The following is a 24,900-nucleotide window of genomic DNA, read 5'->3' on the forward strand; positions in this document are numbered from 1 at the left end:
GCATGCCCGCGATCGATCCCGACTCGCCCCGCTACGCCCGCCAGCGCGTGCTCCCCGGCTGGGGCGTCGACGCGCAACGTCGACTCGCCGACGCGCGCGTCGTGGTGCTCGGCGCCGGCGGGCTCGGCAGCTTCGTCGTGCCCGCACTGGTCGCGGCCGGCGTCGGCACCGTCGTCGTGGTCGACGACGACGACGTCGACGTCACCAACCTGCACCGCCAGCTCCTGCACGCGCCGGGTGACGTGGGCCGGCTCAAGGTCGAGTCCGCAGCGGATGCCGCGTTCGACCTCTCGCCCGACACGAACCTCGTCCCGGCGGCGATCCGATTCGACGAGACCGTCGCCGACGAGCTCCTCGCCGGGGCCGACCTCGTCGTCGACGGCACCGACGACATCCTGACGCGATACTCGGCGGATGACGCGGCGACCCGCGCCGGCATCCCGTTGGTCTGGGGGTCGGCCGCGAAGTTCTCGGGCCAGGTCGGCGTCTCGTGGGACGCGCGCGGCGTCTCGTACCGAGACCTGTTCCCCGAACCGCCCGCCGACGCCGGGCTCAGCTGCGAGGTCGACGGGATCCTGCCCACCGTGTGCACCGTGACCGGCGGGATGATGGCCGGCGAGGTGCTGAAGCTCCTCACGGGCGTCGGTGAACCGCTCCTCGGCCGCGTCGTCGTCTACGACGGGCTGAGCGGCCGGTCGCGTGAGATCGCGTACCGGCGCGCGACGGATGCCGCGCCTCCGGTCGAGCCGAGGCAGGCGGGTTTCGAGACGCCTGCTGCGCGGCCTCCTCAACCGGCGGGGGCTGCGCCGGTCGCTCCTCGACCCGCGGGGCCGGCACAGCCGGGCGACGTCACCCCCGCCGCGCTCGCCGACGAGCTCGCGTCCGACGCGCCGCCGCTGCTCCTCGACGTGCGCGAGCCGTGGGAGGCCCGGATCGCGACGATCGAGGGCGCCACGCTCATCCCGCTGCCGCAGCTCGCCGACCGGGCGGGCGAGCTCGACCACGCGGCATCCGTCGTCGTGTACTGCCACCTCGGCGTCCGCTCGGAGTACGCCGCCCGGATGCTCGCCGGATCGGGCTTCGCGAACGTCCGCAACCTCGTCGGCGGCATCGACGCCTGGTCGCGCACCGTCGATCCTGCGATCGCGAGGTACTGATGGCCGACCGCATCTCCGTCGACGAGCACGCCGCGTTCGTGCGATCGCTGCTCGCCGGCCTCGGCGCGCGCCCGACCGAACGGGTGGCGCTCGCCGACGCGCTCGGTCGCATCACGGCCTCGCCGGTGGAGTCGCCGATCGCGCTCCCGCCGTTCCGCAACTCGCAGATGGACGGCTTCGCCGTGCGAGCCGACGACGTGGCGGATGCCCCGCTGTCCCTGCCGATCGCCGGCGAGGTCGCCGCGACGGCCGGCGCACCGGCATCGCTCGAGCACGGCACGGTCGTCCGGATCATGACGGGCGCGCAGGTGCCCGACGGCGCCGACGCGATCGTGCCCGTCGAGGACACCGAGCCCGACGGCGACGGCAGCGTCCGCATCCGGACCGCCCGGCGCACGGGGGAATACGTCCGGGAGGCGGGCTCCGACCTCGCCGCCGGTGCCGACGTGCTGCCGGCCGGACTGAAGGTCGCCTCGCGCCACCTCGCGGCGGCCGCGGCATCCGGCCTGACCCAGCTGCTCGTGCGGGAGCGCGTGCGCGTCGCCGTGATCAGCACGGGCAGCGAGCTCGTCGCGCCCGGCGCGGAGCTCGAGCCCGGCGAGATCCCCGACTCGAACGGCATCGCGCTCGCCGCGGCCGTGCGCGCCGCGGGCGCCGTCGTGGTGCACGAGGCGCGCGTCCGCGACGCGACCGATCGGCTGCGCGCCGAGCTCGACGCGGCGCGGGACGCCGACGCTGAGCTGATCCTCACGAGCGGCGGCATCTCGCAGGGCGCCTACGAGGTGGTGCGCGAGCTCGTCGAGCCGCTCGGGGCGTGGGTCGGCTCGGTCGCGATGCAGCCTGGCGGCCCGCAGGCGACCGGCGCGTACCGCGGCATCCCGCTGATCGGCTTCCCGGGCAACCCGGTGAGCGCGCAGCTCTCGTTCGAGCTGTTCGTCGCACCGACTCTGCGCGCGATCGCCGGACTCCCCCAGGCCCGTCGCGAACCGCTCGAGCTCGCCGCTCCGCTCGCGTCGGTAGCCGGCAAGCGCCAGTTCCTGCGCGGACGCCGCACCGACGACGGCCGAGCCGAGGTCGTGGGGGGACCGGGGTCGCACCTCGTGGCGGCGCTCGCGGCATCCGACCTGCTCATCGTCGTGCCCGAGGACGTCACGTCGCTCGACGCGGGCGCCGTCGTGGATACCGTGGAGCTATGACCTCGCTCACCCACCTCGACGACGACGGCCGCGCGCGCATGGTCGACGTCGGCGGCAAACCCGTGACGCGCCGCGTCGCGATCGCCGAAGGGCGCCTCGAAACCACGACCGAGGTGGTCGGGCTCGTGCAGTCCGACGGCCTGAAGAAGGCCGACGTGCTGCCCACCGCACGCATCGCCGGGATCTCGGGCGCCAAGCGCACGAGCGAGCTCATCCCGCTCGCGCACATCGTGCCGCTCGACGCGGTGTCGATCGACTTCGGTTTCGAGGTGGCGGCGGTCACGATCCGGGCGACCGTGTCCACGACGGCCCGAACCGGCATCGAGATGGAGGCGCTCACGGCGGTCGCGATCGCCGGCCTCACGCTGCACGACATGGTCAAGGCCGTCGACCCGGCGGCGCAGCTCGGCGGCATCCGCCTCGTCGAGAAGCGCGGCGGCAAGCGTGGCGTCTGGCGAGCGGATGCCGCAGGCGTGACGGATGCCGCGAGCGACACGGATGCCGCGAGCGTGACGGATGCCGCGGCCGAGACCGTGACCGCGGGCCCGCGCGCCGCCGGCATCGCCGAGGTCCTCGTCGTCTCGACCCGCGCGGCCGACCGCACCGCCGAGGACACGACCGGGCCGATCATCGTGGAGTGGCTCCGCGAGCGCGGCTTCGACACCGACGCGCCCGTGATCGTGGCCGACGCCGACGTCTCCCAGGCGCTTCGGGGCGCGGTCTCCGGCTCGCCCTCTGTGGTCATCACGACGGGCGGCACCGGGGTGAACCCGGGCGACCGAACGCCCGAGGCGACGCTCGCGATCCTCGACCAGGAGCTGCCGGGCGTCGCCGAGGCGATCCGCGCGGCCGGTCGCGCGGCCACCCCGACCGCGGCGCTGAGCCGCGCGCTCGCGGGCATCGCCGGGCGCACGGTCGTCGTCAACCTGCCCGGGTCGCGCGGCGGGGTCGCCGACGGCCTCCGCGTGCTCGACGAACTGCTGCCGCACCTGCTCGACCAGGTCGCGGGCGGCGACCATGCGCCGCGCGGAGGAGCCGATGGCTGAGCCGGAGCGCAGCGATCCCGAGCGCGCTGACCCCGAGGTCCTCGCGCTCGTGCTCGACGAGCCCATCGACCGCGCCGCGATCGAGGCGTTCGTGCAGTCCGCGCAGGACGGCGCGCTCGTGACGTTCGAGGGCGTGATCCGCGACCACGACCACGGGGCATCCGTCACCCGGCTCGACTACCAGGCGCATCCCGAGGCGGAGCGGTTCCTGCGCGAGACGTGCCTCGAGGTCGCGCGCGAGACGGGGCTGCGCGTTGCGGCGGCCCACCGCGTCGGCACGCTCGCCATCGGGGACGTCGCGCTCGTGGCATCCGTCGCCGCACCGCACCGGGCCGAGGCGTTCGCCGCCTGCGCCCTGCTCGTCGACCGCATCAAGGAGCGCACGCCGATCTGGAAGCGCCAGCACCTCGAGGGCGGCGCGACCGAGTGGGTGAACCTGTAGCGGCCCGAGGGGGGCTCAGCCGCCCGAGAACGGCGGCAGCACGTCGACGTTCGCGCCGATCGGGGCCGCGGCGTCGCGCCGTACGACGCCGTCGACGAGGAACGAGCCGTTCGCGACCACCCGCGCCATAGCGGGTCCGTACCGGCCGACGAGCAGCTCGCGCAGCTCGCCGAGCGTCGACCCGGCCTCGGTCGCGGGGAGGGTCTCCTCCTCGACGCCGGCCGCCTCGGCGGCCGCCGCGAAGTACCGCACGGTCACGGATGCCACGTCAGCCGCCGATCCCGCCCATGGAGCGGACCGGGCGGTGGAAGTCCGCCGCGTCGATGCCGTGGCCGGCCTGCTTGCCCCACATCGCGGCGCGCCAGCGGTCGGCGAGCTCGGCGTCGGATGCCCCGTCGCGGAGCATCGCGCGCAGGTCGGTCTCGTCGTCGCCGAACAGGCACGAGCGCACGGTGCCCTCGGCGGTCAGTCGCGTGCGATCGCAGGCGGCGCAGAACGACCGGGTCACCGAGGCGATGACGCCGACCGTGGCCGGCCCGCCGTCGACGAGCCACTCCTCGGCGGGAGCCGACGGGTCGTCGCGGCCGACGGGCTCGAGCTCGAAGTTCGCGCCGAGCACGTCGAGGAGCTCCTGCGCGTCGACCATGTTCGTGCGGCGCCACGTCTCGTCGGCGTCGAGCGGCATCTGCTCGATGAAGCGGAGGCGGCATCCGTGCTCGATGGCCCAGGCGAGCAGGGTGGGCGCGTCGTGCAGCGTCTCGCGCATCGCGACGGCGTTGACCTTGAGCGGGCCGAGCCCGGCGCGGTGCGCCGCGGCGATGCCGTCGAGCACGCGGGGGAGGCGGTCGCGGCGCGTGAGCCGGGTGAAGTGCTCGCGGTCGAGGGTGTCGAGCGACACGTTGACCCGGTTGAGCCCGGCGTCCTTGAGGGCCTGGGCCTTGCGATCGAGGCCGATGCCGTTGGTCGTGAGGGCGAGCGGCGTGCCGGGAGCGGCGGCGGCGCTCAGGGCGATGATCTCGACGAGGTCGGCGCGCGTGAGCGGCTCGCCGCCGGTGAAGCGCACCTCCGTGACGCCGAGGTCGCGCACGGCGATCCCGACGAGCCGGGCGATCTCGGTCGCCGAGAGCAGCTCGTCGCGTGGGATGACGGGCAGGCCCTCCGCGGGCATGCAGTACGTGCAGCGCAGCGAGCAGGCCGACGTGATCGACACGCGGAGGTCGCGGGCGACGCGCCCGAACCGGTCGACGAGCCCCGGGACATCCGGTCGCCCCTCGATCGACGGCGCAGCCGACGGCGGCCGGCGCACCGCCGGCATGCCGAGCGAGAGGGCCGCCATGCCTCCACACTAGGCGCTCGGATGTTTCGCGCCGATGTCCGTCCGTTCACGATGACCGGTCGACTGCCTCGGATTCCGTGACAGCGCCCCTGCGCATCACTACCCTGAGACGAGTCGAGAGGAGACGCCATGTCGTTCATCACTCGAGGGTTCAGCGGACGCAGTCGCGAGCGCGACGATCGGCTCCCGCCGGGGCAGACGCTGGTCGGCGACTTCCCGGTGCTGTCGGCAGGGCCCACGCCCGAGGTCGACACCGAGGACTGGGAGTTCACGATCCGCACCGAGACCGGCGCGCACTCGTGGAACTGGGACGAGTTCATGGCGCTGAAGATCGAGGACGTCGACACCGACATCCACTGCGTGACGCACTGGTCGAAGCTCGGCACGCGCTGGCGCGGGGTCTCGCTCGACACGCTCTTCGAGGACGTCGAGACCGAGTACGACTACGTGATGGCGCACAGCTACGGCGGGTACACGACGAACGTCCCGCTCGACGAGCTGCTCGACGGCAAGTCGTGGGTCGCGTTCGAGTTCGACGGCGAGCCGCTCGACCCCGAGCACGGCGGCCCGGCCCGGCTGCTCGTGCCGCACCTCTACTTCTGGAAGAGCGCGAAGTGGGTGCGCGGACTCGTGATGATGGACCAGGACGAGCCCGGCTTCTGGGAGCAGAACGGGTACCACATCCACGGGGATCCGTGGAAGGAGGAGCGGTACTGGTGAGCGACGCTCCCACCGCGCAGGCCGTCGCGCCGAGCGCGGCGCTCCAGGCCGTGCCGCGCTCGGGCTGGCACGTCGCCACCGTGGCCGCGACGCACCGCGAGACCCCGAACGCGACCCGCATCGAGCTCGACGTGCCCGGCTGGCCGGGCAACGCCGCCGGACAGCACCTCGACGTGCGACTCACGGCGCCCGACGGCTACCAGGCCACGCGCTCGTACTCGATCGCGTCGTCGGGGTCGTCGACCCGCGTCGTGCTCGCGGTCGACAAGCTCCCCGACGGCGAGGTGTCGCCGTACCTCGTCGACGACGTGCGCGATGGCGACATGCTCGAGGTGCACGGCCCGCTCGGCGCGTTCTTCGTGTGGGCTCCGGCGGCCGAGACGGGCGACCGTCGCCCGGTGCAGCTCATCGCCGGCGGGTCGGGCGTGGTGCCGCTCTACGCGATGGCGCATGCGCACGCCGGCGCCGACGACCCGACGCCGTTCCGCCTGCTGTACTCCGTGCGCACGCCCGACGACGTCTACTTCGACGACGAGCTCGGGACGCTGGCGGACTCCGCCGCCCCGTTGCGGCTCGACTTCGTCTACACGCGCCGCACGCCCGACGGGTGGGCCACCGCGCCCGGCCGCATCACGCGCGAGGCGCTGGAGGCCGCGGTGTTCCCTGCGTCGGAGCGCCCACGCGTGTTCGTCTGCGGCTCGACCGGCTTCGTCGAGCTCGTCGCCGACTGGCTGGTCATGCTCGGGCACGACCCGCGGTCGATCCGCACCGAACGCTACGGAGGAACCTGATGGAGCACGTCGACGGCAATGTCCTGGCCGGCCCGCTCGCCGAGTTCTTCTCGTTCGACGTGACGATGGCCACCGGCCGTTGCGTCGGCTGCGGCACGGTCGCCGAGCTCGCCCGGGCCATGGTCTACCGCAGCGGTGCCGGCACGGTCGTGCGCTGCAGCACGTGCGACAACGTGCTGGCGACGCTCGTCGAGGCCGACGACCGCGCCTGGATCGGCCTCAGAGGCGTGACCGCGATCGAGGTGCGCCGGACCCCGACCGGGGGTTGAGGAGCGCCGGCGGAGCCGACGCGTCTCGATACCCGGAATCGATCGGGAGCACCGCATGTGGATCGGCTGGATCGAGTTCGACCTGCTGCTCGGCGACGTGCACTCGCTGAAGGACAAGCGCGCGGTCATCCGCCCGATCCTCGCCGACCTGCGCCGTGCCACCGAGGCGAGCGTGGCCGAGGTCGCCGAGCAGGACCTGCACCGTCGCGCCGTGCTCGGCGTCGGCGTCGTGGCATCCGGCGCCGAGCGCGTCACCGACACGCTCGACCGGGCCGAGCGGCTCGTCGCGTCGCGCCCCGACATCACGCTGCTGTCGGCGCGCCGGCGGCTGCGCCGCAGCGACGACGACGACTGAGCCGGGCCGACGAGCGGATGCCGCGGGCTCCCGTCGACCGGATGCCGCGGGCTACGCGCCTGCGACCGCCTCGCCGTCCTTCCAGACGCGCGCGACGAGCGGCACGCCCGGCCGGTAGGCGAGGTGCACGTGGCTGGGCGCGTCGAGCAGCACGAGGTCGGCCGGACCGCCGGGGCGGATCGCGCCGACATCCGTGCGCCGCAGCGCCGCGGCCCCGCCCGCGGTCGACGCCCAGACCGCCTCGGCTGGCGTCATGCCCATGTCGCGCACGGCGACCGCGATGCAGAACGGCATCGAGCTCGTGAAGCTCGAGCCGGGGTTGCAGTCGCTCGCGAGCGCCACGGTCACGCCCGCTTCGAGGAGCCGTCGCACGTCGGGGTACGGCTGCCGGGTCGAGAACTCGACGCCCGGCAGCACGGTGGCGACCGTGTCGGATCCGGCCAGCGCCGCGACGTCCGCGTCGTCGAGGAACGTGCAGTGGTCGACGGATGCCGCGCCGAGCTCGACCGCGAGGCGGACCCCGTCGCCCTCGCCGAGCTGGTTGCCGTGCACCCGCACGCCGAGGCCGGCTGCGGCGCCCGCCTCGAGCACTCGCCGGGACTGTTCCGCGGTGAAGGCGCCGCGCTCGCAGAACGCGTCGATCCACTTCGCGTGCGGCGCGCACGCCTCGAGCATCTCGCCGACGACGAGGTCGACGTAGGCGTCGGCGCCCGTGCCGGGGTCGCCCGACGGGTCGGCGTAGTCGGCCGGCACGACGTGGGCGCCGAGGAACGTGACCTCGTCGGTGACCTCGCGGGCGAGGCGCAGGATGCGCTCCTCGTCGCGCACCGAGAGGCCGTAGCCCGACTTCACCTCGAACGTCGTGGTGCCCTGGGCGTGCAGCTCGGCCACGAACCCCGCGAGGCGGGCGCGCAGCTCGTCGTCGGTCGCGGCGCGTGTGGCGGCCACGGTCGAGCGGATGCCGCCCGCCTCGTAGCGGCGCCCGGCCATGCGCGCGGCGAACTCCTCGGCCCGGTCCCCGCCGAAGACGAGGTGCGTGTGGCTGTCGACGAACCCCGGGATCACGGCACGGCCGCCGCCGTCGACCACCTCGACGTCGGCGTCCCACAGCGACCGGTGCTCCTCGCCGTCGCGCCGCTGCTCGCGTTCGTGCCGTAGCTCGTCGTCGTGCGACGGCACGTGCGCGGCGGGCCCGATCCACGCGATGCGGCCGTCCTCCACGAGCACGGCCGCATCGCGCACGATGCCGAGCGGGCCGCCCTCGCGATCGGGAGCCGGGTCGTTCGTGACCAGTTCGCCGACGTTCGTCAGCAGCATCCGCCTCACTGCACCGCCATCAGTCATGCGTCCATCATGGGCACGCGGAGGCCGCGCTCGCGAGCCACCTCGACGGCGCGGTCGTAGCCTGCGTCGACATGCCGCATGACGCCGGTGCCCGGGTCGTTCACGAGCACGCGTGCGATCTTCTCGGCGGCGAGGTCGGTGCCGTCGGCGACGACCACCTGGCCGGCGTGGATCGAACGGCCGATGCCGACGCCGCCGCCGTGGTGGATCGACACCCAGGTGGCGCCCGAGGCGGTGTTGAGCAGCGCGTTGAGCAGCGGCCAGTCGGCGATCGCGTCGGAGCCGTCGGCCATCGCCTCGGTCTCGCGGTACGGGGAGGCGACGGAGCCCGAGTCGAGGTGGTCGCGGCCGATGACGACCGGCGCGCTGAGCTCGCCCGAGGCGACCATCTCGTTGAACTTCAGGCCCGCCAGGTGGCGCTCCTGGTAGCCGAGCCAGCAGATCCGCGCCGGAAGGCCCTCGAAGTGCACCTTCTCGCCGGCCTGCGTGATCCAGCGGCGCAGGTGCTCGTCCTCGGGGAACAGCTCGAGGATCGCGCGGTCGGTCGCGGCGATGTCGGCAGGGTCGCCCGAGAGCGCCGCCCAGCGGAACGGTCCCTTGCCCTCGGCGAAGAGCGGCCGGATGTAGGCGGGCACGAACCCGGGGAACGCGAACGCGCGGTCGTAGCCGCCGAGCTCCGCCTCGCGACGGATCGAGTTGCCGTAGTCGAACACCTCGGCGCCGGCGTCCTGGAATCCGACCATGGCCTCGACGTGCTTCGCCATGCTCGCGCGGGCGCGGATGGTGAAGGCCTCGGGGTCGGATGCCGCGAGCTCGTGCCACTCGTCGACCGAGACGCCCTCGGGCAGGTACGAGAGCGGGTCGTGCGCGCTGGTCTGGTCGGTGACGATGTCGATGCCGACGCCGCGGGCGAGGAGCTCGGGGAACACGGTGGCGGCGTTGCCGACCACGCCGACGCTGAGCGGCTCCCCGGCCGCCTTGGCGGCGAGCGCACGGTCGACGGCGTCGTCGAGGTCGTCCGCGACGACGTCGAGGTAGCCGTGCTCGACGCGGCGTACGAGGCGCGACTCGTCGACGTCGACGATGAGCACCGCGCCGCCGTTCAGGGTCACGGCGAGCGGCTGCGCCCCGCCCATGCCGCCGCAGCCGGCGGTGAGCGTGAGCGTGCCGGCGAGGCTGCCGTCGGGACGGCCGAGCGAGCGGCCGACGGCGCCGAAGGTCTCGTAGGTGCCCTGCAGGATGCCCTGCGTGCCGATGTAGATCCAGGAGCCGGCGGTCATCTGACCGTACATGGTGAGGCCGAGCTGCTCGAGGCGGCGGAACTCGGGCCACGTCGCCCAGTCGCCGACGAGGTTCGAGTTGGCGATGAGCACGCGCGGCGCCCACTCGTGCGTGCGGAAGACGCCGACGGGCTTGCCCGACTGCACGAGCAGGGTCTCGTCGGACTCGAGGTCCTCGAGCGTGCGCACGATGGCGTCGAACGACTCCCAATTGCGGGCGGCCTTGCCCGTGCCGCCGTAGACGATCAGGTCGCCGGGGCGCTCGGCCACCTCGGGGTCGAGGTTGTTCATGAGCATGCGCAGCGGCGCCTCGGTCTGCCAGCTCTTCGCGGTCAGCTCCGAGCCGCGGGCGGCGCGGACACTGCGCGCGGGTGCGAGGGGTGCATCGGTCATGCCTCGATCCCACCGCACGCCGAGCCCTGCGACAACGGATGCCGCGGGGTGCGCGTCCGGGATCCCAGACGAGGTGGGACGGTCGAACCGCTGGGTCGGCGGCGACGCTCCCAGTGCCGGCTCAGCCGAGCTGGATGCCGCGGGCGGCCATGAACGGGACCGCGTCGATGGCGGAGCCGTCGAGGTGCACCTCGAAGTGCAGGTGGCATCCGGTGGAGGCGCCCGTGCTGCCCACCGCGCCGATGAGCTGGCCCGCGGTCACCGTCTCGCCGGCGGCGACGAAGATGCCGCCCTGGGTCAGGTGCCCGTAGCCGGTCTCGACGCCGGAGCCGTGATCGATCTGGATCCAGTTGCCGAGGCTGCCGTTCGGCCCGGCGGCGTTCACGACGCCGGACGTCGCGGCGTACACGGCCGTGCCGCACGCGGCAGCGAGGTCGGTGCCGCGGTGGAAGTCGTTCACGCCCGGCAGCGGCTTGACCGGCCGCGGCCCGAAGCCGTCGGTGATGCGGCCGGCGACGGGGAGCGCCCAGCCCTGGTCGCTGAGCTGGCCCGCATCGGCGGGCAGGTTGAGCAGGAGTGAGACGCCGCTCGAGGCCAGTCGGCTGTCGGAGGCGGCGTCGGCCTGCAGGTCGGAGAGCTCCTGTCGTGCGTCGGCCAGGGCCTGCTCGGCGGCCTCGACGTCGGCCTCGGCGGCCTCGACCGGCACCTCGTCGACCGCGGCCCATGCGGCGTCGGCGCGCTCCTGGGCTGCCGCGGCCTCCTCGGTGCGCTTGTCGGCGATCGCGAGGAGCTTCTCGACGTCGCCGGCGATCTGCTCGACCCGCGCGACGCCGCCGAGGCCGGCGAGCAGGTCCTTGCCGGCGCCGAACGCGGCGGGGATCGACGAGAGCGTCGCGCCGTCGCCCTGGGCGGCGGCGAAGTACACGCGGCCGGCGGAGTCGGCCTTGGCCTGGGCGTCGTCGGCGAGGCCCTGCATGCGCTCGGCGACCGCCTGGGCCTCGGCGCGCATCGAGCGCGCGTCGGCCAGTGCCGTCTCAGCGGCGCGCAGCTGCGACGTGGCGAACTGGATGCGCGCCTGCGCCGCGGCGAGCGCGGCCGACTGCAGGCTGTTCGTGCCGAAGCTCGAGGCGCCGGCCCGCAGCGCCGAGCGGGTCGTGGTCGTGGTCGTCGGCGAGGTGGTCGGCGTCGCCGAGGGGCTCGGCGTGGGCGTCGGCTCGGGCGTGGGGGTCGGCGTCGGCGTCGGTTCGGGCGTGGGAGTCGGCGTCGGCTCGGGCGTGGGAGTCGGAGTCGGCGTGGGGGTCGGCGTCGGATCGGGCGTCGGCGTCGGCGTCGGCGTCGGCGTGGGAGACGGCTCGGTCGTCGGGTCGGTCGTCGGATCGCCGGTCGCGGGCGTCGTCGGCTCGGTCGTCGCGTCGGTGGGCGCCGGCGTCTCGGTCGTGCTCGTCGTCGTGTCGGTGGCGCCGCCGGTCGGAAGCTCCTCCGCGTACGAGGGCGCGGCGCCGAGGACGCTCAGCAGCACGACCGCTGTCGCGGCGGCAAGCGTCACACCACCGCGGCGAGCGCTCCGTGAATACCACGGGCGTTCTCTGCCGGGTGCTGCGCAGGTCGGCGTCGGCGTCATCTGGTTCCGTTCGGGTGTCGGCCCGGGGAGCCGATCCCGTCCAGTCTGTCATCGGCGCCCGGGGGAGACAACCGTTCCGGAGGGTCCGGTCCGCCCACGTTCGGGGTACATGAGCATACCTCGCATTTGAAACGGCTCGAGGGGTACCCGAGGAACGGGCGATCAGACCAGCGCGCCGGCCTCCCGCGACGCGGTCGCCACGACCTCGCCCGACGCCACCAGCCCCGTGATCGCCTCGATCTCGGGCGACAGGAAGCGGTCGGGTCCAGGCACGGCGCCGACGCCGGCGACGAGCGACACGATCGCGCCCGTGGCGGCGCCCGGCTCCAGCGGAGAGCGCAGCGCGAGACCGCGCGATGCCGTCATGACCTCGATCGCGAGCACGCGCGCGAGGCCGTCGATCGCGCGGCGGAGCTTGCGGGCCGCGGCCCACCCCATCGACACGTGGTCCTCCTGCATGGCCGACGACGGGATCGAGTCCACCGACGCGGGCACGGCGAGGCGCTTGAGCTCCGACACGATGCCCGCGGCCGTGTACTGGGCGATCATCAGTCCCGAGTCCACGCCCACCTCGTCCGCGAGGAACGGCGGCAGGCCCTGGTTGCGCGCGCGGTCGAGGAACCGGTCGGTGCGTCGCTCGCTCATCGACGCGACGTCCGCCACCGCGATCGCGAGGAAGTCGAGCACGTAGCCGACCGGGGCGCCGTGGAAGTTGCCGTTCGACTCGACGCGGCCGTCGAGCGTGAGCACCGGGTTGTCGATCGCGCTCGCGAGCTCGGCGTCGGCGACGGATGCCGCGTGCGTGAGCGTGTCGCGTGCGGCGCCGTGCACCTGGGGGGCGCAGCGCAGCGAGTAGGCGTCCTGCACGCGGGTGCACTCGGGGCCCTTGTGGCTGGCCACGATGGGGGACTCGGCGAGCAGGCGACGCAGGTTGGACGCGGCGAGCGCCTGGCCGCGCTGCGGACGAAGGGCGTGCAGGTCCTCGGCGAAGACCGCGTCGGTGCCCATGAGGCCCTCGACGCTCATGGCCGCGGCGATGTCGGCGGTCGTGAGCAGCAGGCGCAGGTCGTCGATCGCCAGCGCGAGCATGCCGAGCATGCCGTCGGTGCCGTTGATGAGGGCGAGGCCCTCCTTCTCGCCGAGGCGCAGCGGGGTGATGCCGGCGGCGGCGAGGGCCGTTGCGGCATCCGTCAGCTCGCCGTTCGCGGAGCTCGTCGAAGCGATCGCATCGGCCGTGCTCCCTTCGACGGGCTCAGGGAGCGGGGTCACCCGCACGTCGCCCTCGCCCATCGCGACGAGCGCGCAGTGCGCGAGCGGCGCGAGATCGCCCGAGCAGCCGAGCGAGCCGTACTCGCGCACGACGGGGGTGATGCCCGCGTTCAGGATCGCCGCGTACGTCTCCGCGGTCTCACGGCGCACGCCGGTGCGACCGGTCATGAGCGTCGAGAGGCGCAGGAGCATGAGTGCGCGCACGACCTCGCGCTCCACCTCGGCGCCCGAGCCGGCGGCGTGCGAGCGCACGAGGCTGGCCTGCAGCTGGGCGCGACGGTCCTCGGCGATGAACGTGGTCGCGAGCGCGCCGAAGCCGGTCGAGATGCCGTAGTGCGGTTCGGGGTCGGCGGCGAGGCCTTCGACGATCGCGCGGCTCGCGGCGACGCCCTCGAGGGCGGCCGGGTCGAGCACGACGGATGCCCCGTGCCGGGCCACGGCGACGACGTCGTCGATCGTGAGGGCTCCGGTGCCGACGGTGACGGATGCCGCGGTGCGGGCGGGTGCGGGCGCGATGGTGCTCATGCCTCCGATTCCACACCGCACCCGCGCGCGCGGGAACGCCGAGGAGTACGCTGGCGTCCGGGATCCCGGACGGCACGGAATCGGGCGGCGTCGGCGCACGGCGTCCGTGATCAGCGGGGATCCCGACGAGGAGGTCGCATGGAGCCCGGCTCGAAGGTGCCCGCCGCCGACCAGACGCTCGCGATCCTCGCCCACCTGGCCGCGCAGCGCGGTCCCGTGCCCGCGGCGACCATCGCGCAGGCGCTGGAGATCCCGCGCTCGACCGTCTACCACCTGCTCGCGGTCATGCAGGAGCGCGGCTTCGTCGTGCACCTGCCCGAGGAGCGCCGGTACGGACTGGGCATCGCCGCGTTCGAGCTGTCGAGCGGGTTCAGCCGACAGCAGCCGCTCGCCCGCCTCGGTCGGCCCCTGGTGGCGGCCCTCGTCGACCGGCTCGGCGAGTCGGGACACCTCGCCGTGCTGCACGGACGCGACGTGCTCTACCTCGTCGAGGAGCGCGCGCCGCGGCGTCCATCCCTCGTCACCGACGTGGGCGTGCGCCTGCCCGCGCACCTCACGGCCACCGGGCGGGCCATGCTGGCCGAGCTGCCGTCGGCGCAGCTGCGTGCGCTGTACCCCGACCGGGCGGCGTTCGCCGAGCGGCATCCCGAGGGCGAGGCGGATGCCGCGGAGTGGAGCTACGGGCGCCTGAAGCGCGTGCTCGCCGACGTGCGCGCGCGGGGGTGGGCCGCCGAGGACGGCGAGGTCACGAGCGGACTGGCGTCGGCGGGCGCCTCGGTCGTCGACCACCTCGGCTGGCCGGCCGCGGCGATCGCCGTGACGTTCCCCGACGACGCCGCGACCGGGCTCCGCGAGCGCGCCGTCGAGGGCGTGCGCGAGGCGGCCGCGACGCTCTCACGTCGCATCCGCGGCATCCGCTGACCCGCCCTCGGTCGCTGCAGGCTCGGCCTCGGTCAGCCCTTCGGTGCGAGCCAGCGCCGTAGCATCCGCGTGACGAACGGCAGCACCCAGTACGTCATGATCGGGGTCAGCACGAGCGTGGTGCCGAGCGCCCGCAGCCAGATCGGCAGCTCGCCCCATCCGGGCACGGGTGCCACGAGGTATGCGAACAGCAGGTTCACCGGGAAGAAGCCCAGCCAGATCGTGACCGCCTGCTTCCAACGAGGCGGCGCGGGCGGCAGGTCGGATGCCTCGGCGCCGGGCCCCGCGGCATCCGCCACCGGCACCGAGCCCGTCGCCGGCTCGTCGAACCAGCCCTCGATGCCGGTGCGCCGACGACTGCGCTCCGAATGGACGAAGCCCTCGCCCATCGACAGCCACCAGCTGCGCTCGGGCGACCGCTCCCACGCGTCGAGCGTCTCCTCGTTCGCGAAGCGGTAGAGCATGTGCCACACGGTCGACGCCTCGCCCGCGCGCACCCAGCCCGAGCCGAGGAAGCCCGGGTACGCGTTCGCGAGGTTGACACCCGTCTGCACCCAGGCGGTGGCCTCGGAGATGCGCGCCGGGTCCACCTCGCGCCGGATCGACACGGTGATCGGTTCGCTCGCCATGCACCCATCCCACCTCATCGCGGTTTCGGAGCGGTAACGGATGCCCCGACCGGATGGCGCGGGGCGGGGTCTCGCGGTTATCGTCATCCAGCCGGACAGCGCACGGAACCACCGACGCACGGGATCGACCCGCGGCGCACGAGTGGGAACGGAGGCGTCGGTGACGCAGGAGGCAACGGTCGACGCAGCGCGTCTCGACACGGCGGAGGCGCCGGAGGCTGCAGAGGCGCCGAAGGCTGCGGAGCCGCCTGAGGCTGCTGAAGCGGGCGAGCCTGCGGAGGCGATCGAGGCTGCGGAAGCGGGCGAGGCTGCGGCAGCGCTCGCGCCCGCTCCGGTCGCGCGCACCCGCACCAGGTGGTGGATCCCCGTGCTCGCGATCGTCGTCGTGCTCGGCGGCTCGGCGGGCGCGTACGTCGGGTCGGGCTACCTCGCGCACGAGGCGCGCAACGTGCTGATCGTGGAGGTGAACGCGATCGAGGCGCGCGCCGAGGAGGCGGTCGGCGACTGGCGCGCGGCCCGGACGCTCGCGACGGCAGCGGCCGCCGACGGCACCGCGGTGTCCGAGGTCGTCGTCGAGGGACTCGGCTCCGCCGAGCTGGCCGCGACGCTCACGGCCGCGGCGGAGGAGGCCGGCGCGCTCGTCGATGCGGCCGAGGGCGAGCCGAAGCTGCCCGAGCCCATCGTGTACGACGCGAGTGCCGTGCGGCCGGCGTCCACGAGCATCCTCGAGATCTTCGCCACGCGCGAGCGCGCCGCGAAGCTCGAGGCCGAGCTCGACCGGCTCACGCGATCGGCCGCGGAGCTCGACGCCGCGGCGGACGCCGCCGATGAGGCGCGGACGGCGTTCTACGCCTCGGCCGCCCAGGACGCGACCGCCGCCCTCGCGGAGCACTCGATCGCCACCTACGAGACGCGCATCGCCGTGCAGCACGGCATCGACCAGAAGGGCACCGGCTGGGCGCAGTCTCGCGACAGCCGCGGCGCCTACGCCGACCTCGCCGCCGCGGTGGACGCCATGAAGGCGTCGTCCGCGGCCGAGGCGGCCCGCCGCGCGGAGTCCGACTACGCCGTGCACGGTCCCATCGAGGACTTCGCCCGGTCGATCGCGCATGGCGTGAACCTCGACTTCACGTGGGCGCACGTCGTGAACGGCCACTCGAGCGACGAGTGGTACTCGGGCACCGCCATGTACCGCGACACCGACGGCGGCTGGGCCACGATCGAGCTCAGCCACAGCATCGGCTGGTACTTCTCCGACGACATCAACGCCAAGGCGGTCGTCGTGCACGAGGTGGGGCACGCCCAGGTCGTCCGACCCGAGTGCAAGCCGCTCTTCACGGGACCGGTCTTCGCCTCCGACGACGAGATGTGGGCGACCGCCTGGGCCATCGCCAAGGGCTACGACACGTCGGGCGCGGGCATCGGTGCCTACGGACGCCCGTCGGACGCCCAGATCGCCGAGGCCGGGAAGTGCATCTGAGCGTCCGATCGGTCGTCGGGTCGGGCTGACCGGGGTCGGCCGACGAGCCGCACCGCAGCGCTGAGCACGCGCGCGGAGCCGACGAGGGCGAGCGTGAGCAGCGCGAGCGCGACGAGCGCGGGCACCGGCCCGAAGCCCGCGACGAGCAGGGTGGCGACGCCCGCGACGGCCGCGACGGTGTCGACGGCGGTGGCGATGACGGATGCCGCGTCGCCGCCGCCCCGCCGCCGACTCCGCTCGAAGCGCGCGAACACGAGCACGACTGGCACCACGGCCGCCGCCCCCGCGGCGAGCCAGAGCGGACGCGTGGCCCACCACTCGACGGCGAGCGGCTCGGGCAGGGGCGTGCCGAACGTCGCGTTCGCGGCGAGGGAGAGGCCCGCGAGTGCGACCAGCACGGGCATGTGCCAGAGGTACACCGTCATGGCGCGCTCGCCGACCGCCGCGATCGGGCCCGAGGCATCCGCCCGGTCGACCCAGGCCCGGATGCGCGGGCGTGCGAGCTGGAACAGCGCGAGCTGCGCACCTCCGAGCACGACGAGGGTCACATTCGGCGGGTTGAGGTTCTCGTACATGTCGACGGGATACGGGCCCGCGACGGTCAGGGCCGCGAGCACGCCGAGTGCCGCGCCCGCCATGCCCCACAGCGCGCGGGGGCCGAACCGGTCGAGCCCGCCGTCGGCGAGGTGGAAGCCCAGCTGCTGCACGAGCAGCCACACGAGCACCAGGTTCAGCAGGCCGATCGCGTCGACGCCCGTGGAGAGGCGCATGACGTCGACCGCGACCACCGCGGCGAGGAGCGCGACGGGCGTCAGCAGTCGTGCCCGCTCGTGCGCGCGCACCATGATCGGCACGAGCGCCGAGGTCACCAGGTAGACGCCGAGGAACCACAGCGGCTGGCCGATGCGGAAGCCCGCCGTCGCGACGAGGTCCTCGGGCAGGCCAGCCATCCGGAGCAGCACGAGCCCGCTCGCGACGACCGCGACGACGGCGATCGCCGGTCGGACGAGGCGAACGATGCGGGAGCGCACGTAGTCCGACGGCGTCGCGCCCTTCGCGCGCATCGACCGCCAGTGGTGGAAGCTCGAGAAGCCGCCGGCGATGAAGAAGAGCGGCATGATCTGCACGACCCAGCTGACGGGGCCGAACCAGGCCTGTCCCTCGAGCGCGTTCTGCAGCACCGGTCCGTCGGGGCCCGTGCTCACGCCGAACATCATCGCGTGCAGGCCGAAGACGACGACGAGCAGGGCGACGCGGATCGCGTCGACGCTCGAGTCGCGGGCGACGCCCGTGCGTCCGTCGGCGGGCGCGGTGCTGCGGTCGGATGCCGCGGCGGAAGCGCCCGCCGGGCGGCTGAGCGTGTCGGTCATCACCGTGCTCCATCCGGGCGGACCCTCCACCCACGACAGCGACGGTAGGGATGCGGCACCCGACGCCGCATCACACGGGGGTGCCGTTCCGGCCCCTACCGCGGTACTGGTTGCGCCCGTTCGCTGAGCTCGTCGAAGCGATCGCGTCGGATCGTCCCTTCGACGGGCTCAGGGACCCTTCGACGGGCTCAGGGACCGGGCTACGCGCCCGGCGTCACGAGACCCGTGTCGTAGGCGAGCACGACGGCGTGCACGCGATCGCGCAGGCCCAGCTTCTGCAGGATCTTCGACACGTGCGTCTTCACCGTCTGCTCGGCGATGAAGAGGGCGGACGCGATCTCGGCGTTCGACATGCCGCGGCCCACGAGCACCAGCACCTCGCGCTCGCGCTCCGTGAGGCCGGCCAGGCGGGTCTCGGAGGTGCGCGGCGGCGGCGCCGACCGGGCGAAGTCCTCGATGAGGCGCCGGGTCACGCTCGGTGCGAGGAGCGCGTCTCCCGCGGCCACCACCCGTACGGCCGCCACGAGCTCCTCGGGCGTCGCGTCCTTGAGCAGGAACCCGCTCGCGCCCGCGCGCAGCGCCTCGTAGACGTACTCGTCGATGTCGAACGTCGTGAGCATGAGCACGCGCGGCACGTGGTCGGAGCCGCGCGCCGGCGCCTGCAGGTCGCGGGTCGCCTCGATGCCGTTCCGGTGCGGCATCCGCACGTCCATCACGACGACGTCGGGCCGCAGCTCCCGGGAGAGCGCGACGGCCTCGACGCCGTCGGCGGCCTGGCCCACCACGTCGATGCCGGGCTGGGCGGCGAGCACCGCCGCGAACCCGGCACGCACCATCGCCTGGTCGTCGGCGACGAGCACCGTGATCGTCACGTGGTCCCTCCGTCCGACCCGAGCGGGAGGGTCGCAAGCACACGGTATCCTCCGCCCGGACGCTCGCCGAACTCCGCACGGCCGCCGAGCAGGGCCGCGCGCTCGCCGATGCCCACGAGGCCGTGGCCTCCACCGCGCGCGTCGGGCGCCGGGGCATCCGTGGCCGCCTCGTTCTCGACGCCGACGACGAGGTCGTCGGCGAGCACCTCGACCGTGACGTGCGTCGCGGCGCCCGGGGCGTGGCGCACGACGTTCGAGAGCGCCTCCTGCACGATGCGGTAGGCCGTGGTCGCCGGGAGGCCCGAGGCGGGCAGCGCCGCGCCGAGCTCGAGCGTGACCGGCACACCCGCGCGCTCGACCGACCCCACGAGCGCGGGCAGGTCGTCGAGGCCGGGCTGCGGCGCGGTGTCGGGCGCGGCGTCCGCGCTGCGCAGCACGCCGAGCAGCTGGCGCATCTCGGTCATGGCGGTGCGAGCGGATGCCGCGATCTCGCCGAACTCGGCCGTCGCCTCGTCGCTCAGCCCATCCAGGCGATACGGCGCGCTCGTCGCCTGCACGTGGATGATCGACAGCCCGTGCGCGACGACGTCGTGGAGCTCGCGCGCGATGCGGTTCCGCTCCTCGACGAGCACACGGCGCTCCTGCTCGGAGGCGGTGGCCGCCCGCTCGCGGAACAGCTCGACGCCGATGGTGCGACGCTGCGCCACCAGCACGGCCACCGCGAGCGCCGACAGCGTGATCGCCGCGGCCGTCACGACGTTGGCCGCGGCGCCCGCGTCGACGAACGCGAACGGCGCGGTCACGACGACCCCGGCGAGCCACGCGGCGAGGCCGAGCCACCAGGGGCGCATGAGGCCGAGCACGACGAGGAGGGCGGCCTGCGACACGATCGACGTGACCGGCCATGGCCAGGGCGCGGCCTCCGATGCCGCGGAGAGCAGCGCGAACGCGAGCAGGCCGAGCGTCGAGAGGGCCGCGCCGAGCCACGGCAGGCGCACGGCGAGCGGGACGGCGCCCGCGAGCGCCAGGCTCGTCGCGAAGGCCGCGAGGAGGTGCACGCCGTAGGCGGTCGCGGCGATCGGCACCGAGATCGTCACGAGCACGACCGCGACCAGCGAGGTCGCCAGCCAGGTCCACGCGCGGAAGCGGCGGTCGGCGTCGCGGGGCGCTGCAGGCATTCGGGAGTCCATGGTGGCAGCAGCCTGTCACGCGGGGCGCGACGCGGCATCCCTCCGCGGAGCGATCCTGCGGCCGTACGCCGGTACGGGGCCGCTGTCATCGCTCCGCCGACGGCGTCACGACGCCGTCGACGGCGGTGTCGGGCTTCATCCGCGCCGACGCGAGGCGGTCTGCGTTCCGGCTCTCGCGGTTCTTCTGGATCATGCGATCGTCGCGGAGCGGCAGCTGCAGGTGATCCTCGGCGTCGATGCCGTTGCGCAGCTGCCGTGCGCGCTCGACCTCGGTGTCGAGCACCGCGCCGAACACGAGCGCGAGGTTCGACAGCCACACCCAGAGGAGGAACGCGACCGCGAACCCGAGCACTCCGTACGTGCGTTCGTAGGTGCGCACGCCGAGCACGTAGGCGGTGAAGAGCGCGGTCGTCGCGAGCCAGCTCAGCAGGGCACCGCCCGCGCCGACGCTCATCCAGCGGATGTTCCGCCGCTTCACGTTCGGCGTCGCCCAGTAGAGCACCGCGATCATCACCGCCACCAGCACCGCGACCACGGGCAGCTTCAGGAAGTCCCACCAGATGACGAGCCCCTCGTCGAAGCCGAGCGAGCGCGCCAGCGCATCGGCGACCGGGCCGCTCACGAGCATGAGCACGGCGACGATCGAGGCGAGCGCGACGATCACGACGGCGACGCCGATGAACATCGGGCGCGACTTCCAGAACGGGCGGCCCTCCGCCACGCCGAAAATGCGGTTCATGCCGCGGCCGAACGTGCCGAGGTAGCCCGACACGGTCCAGAGGGTCAGCACGAGGCCGGTCGCGAACGCGAGCGCGGCGTGCGACGCGTCGAGCAACTGCTCGATCGGCTCGTCGACCGCCGTCGCGACCTGGTCGCCGGCGAGGTCGCCGATCACGTCGAGGGCGGTGCGTGCGACGGCCTCCGCGCTCCCGAAGATGCCGATGAGCGCGAACGCGCCGAGCAGCGCGGGGAACACCGAGAGCACCGCGTGGTAGGTCAGGGCCGCTGCGAGGTCCCAGCTCTGGCTGATCCGGAACTCGTGCAGCGTGCGACGGAAGAGGGTGCGCCAGTCGTCGCGGGTCAGCTCGACGGGTGAGTCGACGGGTGAGTCGGCCTGGGAACTCATCTCGCCTCCTCGGGTCGGACGGATGACGCTCGCTCGTGCTGAGCCTATGGCCGCGGATGCCGCGGACGGCAGGGGTTGCGCGCGCCTCCTGCTCGGGTCAGCCGAGGTGGGCGTGCAGGAAGGCCGCCACGCGCGGCCGCAGCGCGTCGTCGAGGATGCCGATCGAGTGCGCGTCGCCCGGCACGACGACCAGCTGCGCCGGGACCCCGGCGGCGCCGAGCGCCTCGATGAAGCGCTCGGACTGCCCGAGGGGGACGACCTCGTGCTCGGCGTGCCCGATGAAGACGGGCGGGTCGCTCGCGTCGATCCGGCTCGCCGGCGAGGCATCCGCCGACTTCGGGCACGCCTCGAGGCTCGCGCCCGGGTCGCACCCCAGGTACTCGCCGACGATGCCCTCGAGCCATGGCGATGCGGCGTCGGCCGCGAGCTCGGCCGCGCTCAGGCCGACCGGACCCGACAGCTCCGCGACCGCGGCGACCCGCGAGCCCTGGTCGAGCGGCCCCTCGCCCGTCATCCCGAGCAGCGCGGCGAGGTTGCCGCCGGCCGAACCGCCGAACGCGCCGATGCGCGTCGGGTCGATGCCGAACCGCTCGACCTGCTCGGGGTCGCGCAGCCACGCCACCGCGAGCGCCACGTCGTCGATCGCGGCCGGGAACCGCGCGTCGGGCACGAGCCGGTAGTTGACGGATGCCGCGACGAAGCCCTCGCTCGCGAGCCACAGGCACACGTTGCGCCAGTCGGCGTTCGCCTTGTCGCCGCGCGCCCAGCTGCCGCCGTGGATCGACACGACCGCGGGCCGCTGCCGCTCGAGCGCATCGGCGGCGGGCAGGCAGACGTCGAGCGTCAGCAGCGTGCCGTCCTCGCGCGTGCCGTACTCGAGGTCGGCCTCGACCTCGAGGCCCGCGGGCGGGGTGAACGTGCGGATGCCGATCACCTCGGCGCTCGCGACCTCGCTCGCCGCATCCGGCCCCGTCGGGTCGATCTCGCGCAGCTGGGTGTGGAAGCCGGAGAGCGCGACCACGCCCGTGATCGCCGCGATGGCGGCCAGCGCGGCTGCGACGATCCGCCTGACGCGGATGCCGGAGCCGCCTGCGATTCGGGTCGAGGTCACACCGGGCTCCGGGTTCAGGGGTGGAGTGATGCTAACCCACGATCCGGCGATGTCAAACGCGGCGGCCGGCGGCGGAACCGCGGCCTGCTCGGGGCTTTCCCAGCCGCGATCCGGTATCGTTGCGGAGTCGGTTCTGGACACCGCGCCGTGGCGCGGATGGGTTTGTGAGTCCTGAGGGCCGGATTCGAGGGCGGCTTGTCCTCGGAAGTCACCGTATGTGAACGGCCCCGGTCGACGATGTTCCGGGTTCTCAGTCCTGCCGAGCGCACTCCTGCGCCCGGCCGGCTGCCATGTACTCAAGTACAACCCAGGAAGATCCATCGTGCCCAAGAACAAGAAGCCCGCTGGCGGACGACCCGCCAGGAACTTCGATCCCTCGTACGCGAAGGGCGGCCGCAAGAGCGGCACCGCCGCGCGCAACGGCTCGACCTCGCAGAAGGCCGGATCGCGCAGCCCCGGCCACCGCGGCTACCGCCCCGAGGAGGAGACGCCCCGCAAGGAGCGCTGGTCGCGCGAGGAGCGCGTCGCAACCGGCCGCTCGCCGCACCGTACCGTGCGCGAGGGGCGTCCTGCGCGTGACGAGCGCCCGGCGCGCGACGAGCGTGCGCCGCGTCGGTTCGATCGCGACGACCGTGCGCCGCGTCGCGACCGTGACGACCGCCCCGCGCGCGCGCACTACCGCGAGGACCGCCCGGCTCGTTCGTACGACCGTGACGACCGTGCGCCGCGTCGGTTCGACCGTGACGAGCGTCCCGCACGTTCCTACGACCGCGACGACCGTGCCCCGCGTCGCTCCGACCGCGACGAGCGCCCGGCTCGTTCGTACGACCGTGACGACCGTGCGCCGCGTCGGTCCGACCGCGACGAGCGTCCCGCACGTTCCTACGACCGTGATGACCGTGCCCCGCGTCGCTCCGACCGCGACGACCGCGCGCCGCGTCGCGAGTTCGACCGGAACGACCGCCCGGCCCGCTCGTCCGACCGCGACGAGCGTCCCGCCCGCCGCGAGTTCGACCGCCCCGGCTTCCGCGACTCGGAGCGCCGCGCGTCGAGCTTCTACCCCTCGCGCGAGGCCGAGTCGCGCTTCGCGCCGGCCGACGACGTCGTGCTCGAGCGCCTCGAGGCCGAGGCGATTCAGGCCGACGCGGTCGAGGGCGTGAGCTTTGCCGACCTCGGCCTCGGCGGCAACGTCGTGCGCGTGCTCGCCGAGCTCGGCGCCGAGACGCCGTTCCCGATCCAGGCCGCGACGATCCCCGTCGTCCTCGAGGGCCGCGACGTGCTCGGCCGCGGTCGCACGGGCTCCGGCAAGACCATCGCCTTCGGCGCGCCCACGGTGGAGCGCCTCATGCAGCTGTGGGCCGAATCGGGCCCTTCGACCCTTCGACAGGCTCAGGGCACCGCGGGCCGCTCAGGGACCAGCCGCGTGAAGCGCCAGATCGGCCGGAGCCCGCGCGCGCTGATCCTCGCGCCGACCCGCGAGCTCGCGCTGCAGATCGACCGCACGGTGCAGCCGATCGCGCAGAGCGTCGGCCTCTTCACCACGCAGATCTACGGTGGTGTCCCCCAGGGCCGCCAGGTCGGCGCGCTCCAGCGCGGCGTCGACATCGTGATCGGCACGCCGGGCCGCATCGAGGACCTCGTGGAGCAGGGTCGCCTCGACCTCAGCCAGGTCGTGGTCACGGTGCTCGACGAGGCCGACCACATGTGCGACCTCGGGTTCCTCGAGCCGGTGCAGCGCATCATCCGCCGCACCTCCGAAGGCGGCCAGAAGCTCCTCTTCTCCGCGACGCTCGACACCGGCGTGGCCGCGCTCGTCGACGAGTTCCTCGTCGACCCGGCGGTGCACGAGGTGGCCGGCGAGGACCAGGCGTCCTCGGCCATCGACCACCGCGTGTTCGTGATCGACAATCGCGACAAGCGCGACATCGTCGCGCAGCTCGCGCAGCGCGACGGCAAGACCCTCGTGTTCTCGCGCACCCGCGCGTTCGCCGAGGACCTCACCGATCACCTCGAGGATTACGGCATCCGCGCCGTGGCGCTGCACGGCGACCTCAACCAGTCGCGCCGCACGCGCAACCTGCAGCAGCTGACGAGCGGCCGGGTCGACGTGCTGGTGGCCACTGATGTCGCGGCACGCGGCATCCACGTCGACGACATCGACCTCGTGATCCAGGCCGACGCGCCCGACGAGTACAAGACCTACCTGCACCGTGCCGGCCGCACCGGCCGCGCCGGCAAGGAGGGTCGCGTCGTCACGCTCATCCCGCGGAACCGCCAGCGCCGCATGGCCGAGCTCCTGGGCCGCGCCGAGATCGAGGTCGACTTCGTCGACGTTCGCCTCGGGGACGACCTGCACGCCGAGCTCGATGCCGCGCCCGCGAAGGCCGAGGTCGAGGTCGAGCCCGCGATCGGGGCCACGACCGAGGAGGTCGCCTCCTAGGCGACGGCCACACCACC

The 24,900-nt window shown here is 73.9% G+C and carries 23 protein-coding genes; 11 read left to right on the forward strand and 12 right to left on the reverse strand.

Annotated features, from left to right (window positions below; all coding sequences use genetic code 11):
- Positions 1–2 precede the first annotated feature (2 nt).
- Genes ACWGO8_RS09830 through ACWGO8_RS09845 form a run of 4 tightly spaced genes read left to right on the forward strand, consistent with a single transcriptional unit; the run spans position 3 to position 3,841 of the window.
- Positions 3–1,157: a ThiF family adenylyltransferase gene (locus tag ACWGO8_RS09830; RefSeq protein WP_452042879.1), complete on the forward strand. Its 1,155-nt coding sequence runs from the start codon at positions 3–5 to the stop codon at positions 1,155–1,157.
- On the forward strand, positions 1,157–2,353 hold the full coding sequence (locus ACWGO8_RS09835; protein WP_452042880.1) for a molybdopterin molybdotransferase MoeA: 1,197 nt from the start codon (positions 1,157–1,159) through the stop codon (positions 2,351–2,353). Before ACWGO8_RS09830 ends, ACWGO8_RS09835 begins: the two co-directional genes overlap by 1 nt.
- The gene (gene moaCB, locus ACWGO8_RS09840; RefSeq protein WP_452042881.1) at positions 2,350–3,399 is read left to right on the forward strand and encodes a bifunctional molybdenum cofactor biosynthesis protein MoaC/MoaB; all 1,050 of its coding nucleotides are present in this window, start codon (positions 2,350–2,352) and stop codon (positions 3,397–3,399) included. The genes ACWGO8_RS09835 and moaCB overlap by 4 nt, the downstream gene beginning before the upstream one ends.
- Positions 3,392–3,841, forward strand: a complete 450-nt coding sequence (locus tag ACWGO8_RS09845) for a molybdenum cofactor biosynthesis protein MoaE (RefSeq protein ID WP_452042882.1) — start codon at positions 3,392–3,394, stop codon at positions 3,839–3,841. Before moaCB ends, ACWGO8_RS09845 begins: the two co-directional genes overlap by 8 nt.
- Before the next feature lie 15 nt (positions 3,842–3,856).
- On the opposite strand, the gene ACWGO8_RS09850 is transcribed toward ACWGO8_RS09845, so the two are convergent.
- Entirely contained in the window at positions 3,857–4,108 is a 252-nt protein-coding gene (locus ACWGO8_RS09850) for a MoaD/ThiS family protein (protein WP_452042883.1), read from the reverse strand.
- Between the two features lies 1 nt (position 4,109).
- On the reverse strand, positions 4,110–5,177 hold the full coding sequence (gene moaA, locus ACWGO8_RS09855) for a GTP 3',8-cyclase MoaA (RefSeq protein WP_452042884.1): 1,068 nt from the start codon (positions 5,175–5,177) through the stop codon (positions 4,110–4,112).
- Positions 5,178–5,306: 129 nt separating this feature from the next.
- On the opposite strand from moaA, the gene ACWGO8_RS09860 reads away from it, so the two are divergent.
- Genes ACWGO8_RS09860 through ACWGO8_RS09875 form a run of 4 tightly spaced genes read left to right on the forward strand, consistent with a single transcriptional unit; the run spans position 5,307 to position 7,312 of the window.
- Positions 5,307–5,897 carry a sulfite oxidase-like oxidoreductase gene (locus ACWGO8_RS09860; RefSeq protein ID WP_376953326.1) on the forward strand — a complete coding sequence of 197 codons (591 nt, stop codon included), beginning with the start codon at positions 5,307–5,309 and terminating at the stop codon, positions 5,895–5,897.
- Positions 5,894–6,688 (forward strand): FAD-binding oxidoreductase, encoded by a 795-nt coding sequence (locus tag ACWGO8_RS09865; protein WP_452042885.1) that lies wholly within the window; start codon positions 5,894–5,896, stop codon positions 6,686–6,688. The genes ACWGO8_RS09860 and ACWGO8_RS09865 overlap by 4 nt, the downstream gene beginning before the upstream one ends.
- Positions 6,688–6,957: a DUF6510 family protein gene (locus ACWGO8_RS09870; protein ID WP_452042886.1), complete on the forward strand. Its 270-nt coding sequence runs from the start codon at positions 6,688–6,690 to the stop codon at positions 6,955–6,957. Before ACWGO8_RS09865 ends, ACWGO8_RS09870 begins: the two co-directional genes overlap by 1 nt.
- Before the next feature lie 55 nt (positions 6,958–7,012).
- A complete protein-coding gene (locus ACWGO8_RS09875) occupies positions 7,013–7,312 on the forward strand; it encodes a DUF503 domain-containing protein (RefSeq protein WP_452042887.1) in 300 nt (99 codons plus the stop codon).
- Between the two features lie 51 nt (positions 7,313–7,363).
- Here ACWGO8_RS09875 and hutI read toward each other — a convergent pair whose 3' ends face one another.
- The 4 genes from hutI to hutH form a co-directional block, all read right to left on the reverse strand.
- Positions 7,364–8,656 carry an imidazolonepropionase gene (gene hutI, locus ACWGO8_RS09880; protein ID WP_452042888.1) on the reverse strand — a complete coding sequence of 431 codons (1,293 nt, stop codon included), beginning with the start codon at positions 8,654–8,656 and terminating at the stop codon, positions 7,364–7,366.
- On the reverse strand, positions 8,653–10,329 hold the full coding sequence (gene hutU / locus ACWGO8_RS09885; RefSeq protein WP_452042889.1) for a urocanate hydratase: 1,677 nt from the start codon (positions 10,327–10,329) through the stop codon (positions 8,653–8,655). Before hutU ends, hutI begins: the two co-directional genes overlap by 4 nt.
- Before the next feature lie 121 nt (positions 10,330–10,450).
- A complete protein-coding gene (locus tag ACWGO8_RS09890; protein WP_452042890.1) occupies positions 10,451–11,875 on the reverse strand; it encodes a M23 family metallopeptidase in 1,425 nt (474 codons plus the stop codon).
- Positions 11,876–12,112: 237 nt separating this feature from the next.
- Positions 12,113–13,744 carry a histidine ammonia-lyase gene (hutH, locus tag ACWGO8_RS09895; protein WP_452042891.1) on the reverse strand — a complete coding sequence of 544 codons (1,632 nt, stop codon included), beginning with the start codon at positions 13,742–13,744 and terminating at the stop codon, positions 12,113–12,115.
- 138 nt (positions 13,745–13,882) lie between these two features.
- Between hutH and ACWGO8_RS09900 the strand changes: the two genes are divergently transcribed.
- A complete protein-coding gene (locus ACWGO8_RS09900; protein ID WP_452042892.1) occupies positions 13,883–14,665 on the forward strand; it encodes an IclR family transcriptional regulator in 783 nt (260 codons plus the stop codon).
- 32 nt (positions 14,666–14,697) lie between these two features.
- Here the strand turns inward: ACWGO8_RS09900 and ACWGO8_RS09905 are convergent, their stop codons facing one another.
- Positions 14,698–15,294 (reverse strand): antibiotic biosynthesis monooxygenase, encoded by a 597-nt coding sequence (locus ACWGO8_RS09905; protein ID WP_452042893.1) that lies wholly within the window; start codon positions 15,292–15,294, stop codon positions 14,698–14,700.
- A 160-nt stretch (positions 15,295–15,454) separates the two neighbouring features.
- Here ACWGO8_RS09905 and ACWGO8_RS09910 point away from each other — a divergent pair, with 160 nt between their 5' ends.
- Positions 15,455–16,774 carry a hypothetical protein gene (locus ACWGO8_RS09910; protein WP_452042894.1) on the forward strand — a complete coding sequence of 440 codons (1,320 nt, stop codon included), beginning with the start codon at positions 15,455–15,457 and terminating at the stop codon, positions 16,772–16,774.
- Here the strand turns inward: ACWGO8_RS09910 and ACWGO8_RS09915 are convergent.
- The 5 genes from ACWGO8_RS09915 to ACWGO8_RS09935 form a co-directional block, all read right to left on the reverse strand.
- Positions 16,723–18,144, reverse strand: a complete 1,422-nt coding sequence (locus ACWGO8_RS09915; protein ID WP_452042895.1) for an acyltransferase family protein — start codon at positions 18,142–18,144, stop codon at positions 16,723–16,725. The genes ACWGO8_RS09910 and ACWGO8_RS09915 overlap by 52 nt on opposite strands.
- 200 nt (positions 18,145–18,344) lie before the next feature.
- Entirely contained in the window at positions 18,345–19,016 is a 672-nt protein-coding gene (locus ACWGO8_RS09920; RefSeq protein ID WP_452042896.1) for a response regulator, read from the reverse strand.
- Positions 19,013–20,194, reverse strand: a complete 1,182-nt coding sequence (locus ACWGO8_RS09925) for a sensor histidine kinase (RefSeq protein WP_452042897.1) — start codon at positions 20,192–20,194, stop codon at positions 19,013–19,015. Before ACWGO8_RS09925 ends, ACWGO8_RS09920 begins: the two co-directional genes overlap by 4 nt.
- A 97-nt stretch (positions 20,195–20,291) precedes the next feature.
- Positions 20,292–21,332, reverse strand: a complete 1,041-nt coding sequence (locus ACWGO8_RS09930; RefSeq protein WP_452042898.1) for a YihY/virulence factor BrkB family protein — start codon at positions 21,330–21,332, stop codon at positions 20,292–20,294.
- A 97-nt stretch (positions 21,333–21,429) separates the two neighbouring features.
- A complete protein-coding gene (locus ACWGO8_RS09935; RefSeq protein ID WP_452042899.1) occupies positions 21,430–22,443 on the reverse strand; it encodes an alpha/beta hydrolase in 1,014 nt (337 codons plus the stop codon).
- Positions 22,444–22,765: 322 nt separating this feature from the next.
- On the opposite strand from ACWGO8_RS09935, the gene ACWGO8_RS09940 reads away from it, so the two are divergent.
- On the forward strand, positions 22,766–24,883 hold the full coding sequence (locus ACWGO8_RS09940; RefSeq protein ID WP_452042900.1) for a DEAD/DEAH box helicase: 2,118 nt from the start codon (positions 22,766–22,768) through the stop codon (positions 24,881–24,883).
- Positions 24,884–24,900 lie beyond the last annotated feature (17 nt).

The organism is Agromyces sp. NPDC055661 (assembly GCF_053618135.1).